General features: G+C 71.4%; 4 protein-coding genes. All 4 read right to left on the minus strand.

The genetic code is table 11. From position 1 onward, the window contains the following. Window positions 1-1438 (minus strand): lamin tail domain-containing protein (locus VLF38_RS14535; protein ID WP_325271958.1); only part of this gene is annotated, 1438 nt, incomplete at its 3' end. 136 nt (window positions 1439-1574) lie between these two features. After that, window positions 1575-2219, minus strand: a complete 645-nt coding sequence (gene pgsA, locus VLF38_RS14540; protein ID WP_325271959.1) for a CDP-diacylglycerol--glycerol-3-phosphate 3-phosphatidyltransferase — start codon at window positions 2217-2219, stop codon at window positions 1575-1577. After that, window positions 2216-3712, minus strand: coding sequence for a 30S ribosomal protein S12 methylthiotransferase RimO (rimO, locus tag VLF38_RS14545; protein ID WP_325271960.1), 1497 nt, complete (start codon window positions 3710-3712; stop codon window positions 2216-2218). The genes pgsA and rimO overlap by 4 nt, the downstream gene beginning before the upstream one ends. 135 nt (window positions 3713-3847) lie before the next feature. Then, window positions 3848-4525, minus strand: a complete 678-nt coding sequence (locus VLF38_RS14550; protein WP_325271961.1) for a hypothetical protein — start codon at window positions 4523-4525, stop codon at window positions 3848-3850. Window positions 4526-4628: the final 103 nt, after the last annotated feature.

Below are 4628 nucleotides of genomic sequence, written 5' to 3' on the forward strand. Positions count from 1 at the left end.
CCTCGAACGACGCCACCTCGCTGCCGTCGCCGCTCACCTGCGTGGTCGGCTGGAGCTTCCAGGTGTTGTTGCGGAAGTCGAGGATGACGGGAGCTGCGAGCGTCGCCCTGGCTCCCACGCGGATCGAGCGCGTCGGGGTCAGCCAGGGCAGCGGGATGTCCTGGTCGGCGCTGCCGTTGCTGAGGAAGTTGATCGAGCTGCCATCGTCGAGCGTGACCGCACGGGCGGCGTTGTCGGCGACCACGGCGGCGTAGTCGGGTGTGCCGGGGCGGGCGACGTCGGTCGGCTGCACGAGCGGGCGGCCGCCGGTGGCGAGGCCGATCTCGCCGTACTGGTTGGTGGTGTAGACGTTCGTGACGGCGAAGTCGTCGGTCGGGGCGACCAGCTCGCCCTCGTGTGCCTCGCGCGCCTCCGGCGTCGTCGGGTACGCCGCGACCAGCGGCGCGATCGCGGCCAGCGGCGCTGCGGTGGCGACGACGTCGGTCGCGGCGGCGGGGGTGAGCTGCGTGGCACCCTGGAACTCGCTGACGGCGCCGGTCACCCGCACGCTGTCCCCGATCGCGAGCGTCGTCTCGTCGACGTTGCGCCCGAAGACGAAGAGAGCATCGGAGGCACGCGGGGTGGTGTCGGTGGAGCCCGTGCCGGCGGTCTGCAGGAAGAAGCCGTTGAAGCGGCCCGGATAGACGGCGGTGACGACACCCTCCGTGGTGACGGTCTGACCGGCCAGGGGCGACGCAGCGCCGGTGCCCTGGATCGCGGCGATCGGCGTGAGGGTCGGCGCCGGCGGCTCGGTGGGTGTCGGGTCAGGCGTGGGTGTGGTGGTGCCGGAGCGCGTGGGCGAGCCTGGGCCAGCAGCGAAGTCCGCGTTGTTGGCATCGGTGTCGGCACCCGTGCGGCTGATCGACGTGGCTCCCGACGGCGCCGGCGCGACAGCTCCCTCGAAGGTGTTCGAGGTGCCGAAGCCGACCAGGTCGACGACGTCCTCGCGGCTGGTGACCGATCCGGTCGGCAGGGTCTGGGCGCTGATCCCACGAGCGAGCCAGACCGTGCCGGTGGTCCCCGACAGGTTGAGCGTGGTCGTGGCGTCCGGCTCCGGCAGGGGCGTCGTTCCGGCCGTGCCCGCCGCCGCGCGAACGAGGTAGTGGCTGCCCGGTGCGATGGTGCCGGACAGCGGCTGGGTGAAGCTCGCAGCCGCGGTGCCGGTAGCCGAGCGGTACTGCAGTGAGAGCCCGTCGAGCGAGACCGGCTCGGAACCGCGGTTGAGCAGCTCGACGTAGTCGTGGGTGAAGACGGCGCCGGCATTGCGGGCGCCGCCGTACACCTCCGAGATGAGCAGACCGCTGCTGGCGGCCGAGGCCGGCGTGAGCGCTCCGAGGGCGAGAGGGGTGGTGACGAGCGCAAGCGCGGCGACAGGTGCCGCGACCCGAGAGGAGATCACCCGCCCGAGGCTGGCCGCACCAAGTGACGGTTCGGTGAGCAGGAGGTCACGATCCGGCCTCGACGACCGGTCTGTCCGGGTTCGGCAGACGCCGGCCGTGCGGTGCCAGGCGGTGCGGCGCCAGCGGCGCGCTGTGTCAGGCGGTGTGGGCGCGCTTCTGCCGGACGGCGTCGCGGAAGAACTCGTAGCCCGACCAGACGGTCAGCACCACGGCGACCGCGAGGACCGCCTGGGCGACGTAGAAGAGCAGCTCGCCAGTCGTCCCCCACGCGTTGCCGTCGGCGACCAGCGGGAGCGAGAGCAGGGCGAGGGCGACGCCCTGCGCGGTGGTCTTGATCTTGCCGAGCTGCGCGGCCGGGATCACGACGTCCTTCATGATCGACAGGCGGAGCAGCGTGACGCTCCACTCGCGCACGAGGACCACGATCGTGACCCACCACCAGATCTCGCCGCCGGCGACGAACCACGACTCACCCGACTGGCTCCCCACGATCGAGAGTCCGATGAACGCCATCCCGGTGATCGCCTTGTCGGCGATCGGGTCGGCGATCTTGCCGAAGTCAGTGACCAGGTTGTACTTGCGGGCGAGGTCACCATCGATCTTGTCGGTGATCATCGCGAGCGCGAAGAGCACGAACGCCGTGATGCGCCAGCCGATCGAGTCGCCGCCGTCCTGCAGCAGGGCGTAGCCGAAGAACGGCACCATCACGATGCGCAGGGTGGTCAGCGCGTTGGGCACGTTCCAGTTGGAGGTCTTGGTGACCGTCGTCTCGGCGCTCATCGGCTGCTCTCCTGTCGGGAAACCTGGAGACCGGCGATGAGGTCGACACCCTCGGAGCCGGTCACTTCTGCGGTCAGCAGGTCGCCGACCTTCACGCCGCGCGGCGCATCGAGGACCAGTGTGGTGCCATCGACCTCCGGACCCTGGAACGCCGCGCGGCCGACGACCGCGGGCTCGCCGTCCTCATCGACGAGCGATTCCACGAGCACCTGCACGGTCTCGCCGATGCGCTCCTCGGCGCGCTGCGCCGTGAGCTCCTCGACGAGGTCCTGCAGATGGGCGACGCGGGCGTCGATCTCGTCCTGGTCCAGCTTGCTCGAGGCGTCGAACGCCGCCGCCTCGGTGCCGTCCTCGTCGGAGTAGCCGAAGACGCCGGTGACGTCGAGACGCGCCGCCTCGAGAAAGTCGCAGAGCGTCTGGAACTCCTCCTCGGTCTCGCCGGGGAACCCCACGATGACGTTGGAGCGGACGCCGGCCTCAGGCGCCTTCGCGCGCACCTGCTCGAGCAGGCCGAGGAAGCTTTCCGGGTCGCCGAAGCGCTTCATCCGCCGCAGCACCGTGGCGCTCGCGTGCTGGAAGGAGAGGTCGAAATAGGGGACGACGCCCGGGGTCGAGGCAAGCGCGTCGATCAGCGTGGGACGCATCTCGGCCGGTTGGAGGTAGGAGACCCGCACCCACTCGAGGCCGTCGATCGCGGCGACCTCCGGGAGCAGGGTCTCGAGCAGACGGATGTCGCCCAGGTCCTTGCCGTACGACGTGTTGTTCTCGCTGACCAGGAAGACCTCGCGCGTGCCGTTCTCCGCGAGCCAGCGCGCCTCGTTGAGGACGTCGGAGGGGCGGCGGCTGACGAAGGAGCCGCGGAACGCCGGGATCGCGCAGAACGTGCAGCGGCGGTCGCAGCCGGAGGCGAGCTTGAGTGGCGCCATCGGGCCGGTGTCGAGACGGGCGCGGAACGGCATGCCGAGGAGGTCGCCGGTGCCGCCGAGGCCGTCGGAGACTCCCGGCACCGAAATCGCCGAGGCGTCACGCGAGGTCGGCGAGACCGCGAGCAGCTTGCGGCGGTCCTGCGGGGTGTGCGAGTGGTGCTGCTCCCCCGCCAGGATCCCCTTCAGGCGCGCCGCGATGTCGGGGTAGTCGTCGAAGCCGAGCACCGCATCCGCCTCGGGCAGGCTCTCCGCGAGGTCCTTGCCGTAGCGCTCCGCCATGCAGCCCACCGCGACGACGGCCTGGGTCTTGCCCGCGGCCTTGAGGTCGGCCGCCTCGAGCAGCGTGTCGACGGAGTCCTTCTTCGCCGCCTCGACGAAGCCGCACGTGTTGACCACGACGGTGTCGGCGTCCTCGGGGTCGGCAACCAGCCGGAAGCCGCCCGCCTGGAGCCGGCCAGCGAGCTCCTCGGAGTCGACCTCGTTGCGGGCGCACCCGAGGGTCACCATCGCAACGGAGAGGAGATCCGCGGGGGCGGTCTCGGTGGGCGCGGCAGAGGTCTTCGTCATGGCCTGCCGAGTATCCCATGCGCCGACCGGCCCCAGCGAAAGCGCGAGAGGCGCCCTTCGTCACGTCCTGCGTGACGGAGGGCGCCTCTGCGCCGTGCTGGCGGCGCGGTGCGCCGCTGCGTCCTGCTCGTCGACCTACTTGTCGTCCCAGGCCGCGAAGCCCGCCGCACGCGCCGCCTCGACGTCCGAGAACCAGACGCCGGCCGTCGCCACCGCGTAGTCGGGCGACTCCCGGGTGTGGAACGTCTTCGCCGTCTCGTCACCCTTGATCGTGTACGCCGCGCCCGGAGACGCACCGTCCTCGAGCGGCTCCGCAGACCCGGCGCCGTAACGGCCTTCGCTCGCCTCGGCCGTGCCGCCGATGGCCGCACCGCCGAAGCCGTCCTCCGCGCCGCGATCGGCGTATCCACCCTCCTGACCGGGAGCCCCGGTCGCCTGCAGGTCGGCCTCCTTGTAGCCGGAGGCGGGTGCCTTCGAGTCGGAGGCGCTGCGCATGGCCGGGCTGGCCGAGTGCGCCGGCGCCCACGGCGCGGACGACTTGCGCTTCATCGCGAACCATCCGGCCACTCCTCCGAGCACCGCGACCAGACCGAACGCGAGCAGGCCGCGATGGCTCCGGGCGGCCTTCTTCCGGTGCGGGAGGTGGCTGGTCAACTGCTCGGGCAGGTGATCCGGGACGTGGTCCTTCGCGTGTTCGAACGCGCTCTCCAGTGCTGGCTTCACGTGCTCGACCGCGGGCTTCACGCGGTCCAGGGCAGGAGCCATCCGCTCCACCGCGGGAGCGGCGAGGTTGGTCAGGGCTGGGGTGTGCACGGCAATCCCTCCATTCGTCGGCAGCAGGCACCCGGCGTACCGGGGCCGCATGGACGACGTACCCGTCCCCGCGTGTGCCACACCCCCGGAAACGGCCGCGGGG

The sequence above is a fragment of the Nocardioides sp. genome (assembly GCF_035481145.1).
Lineage (GTDB): Bacteria > Actinomycetota > Actinomycetes > Propionibacteriales > Nocardioidaceae > Nocardioides.

What these genes read in the sequence shown, in the direction of transcription:
- pgsA (WP_325271959.1), bottom strand. Translation starts at nt 2,219, where the DNA reads ATGAGCGCCGAGACGACGGTCACCAAGACCTCCAACTGGAACGTGCCC.
- rimO (WP_325271960.1), bottom strand. Translation starts at nt 3,712, where the DNA reads ATGACGAAGACCTCTGCCGCGCCCACCGAGACCGCCCCCGCGGATCTC.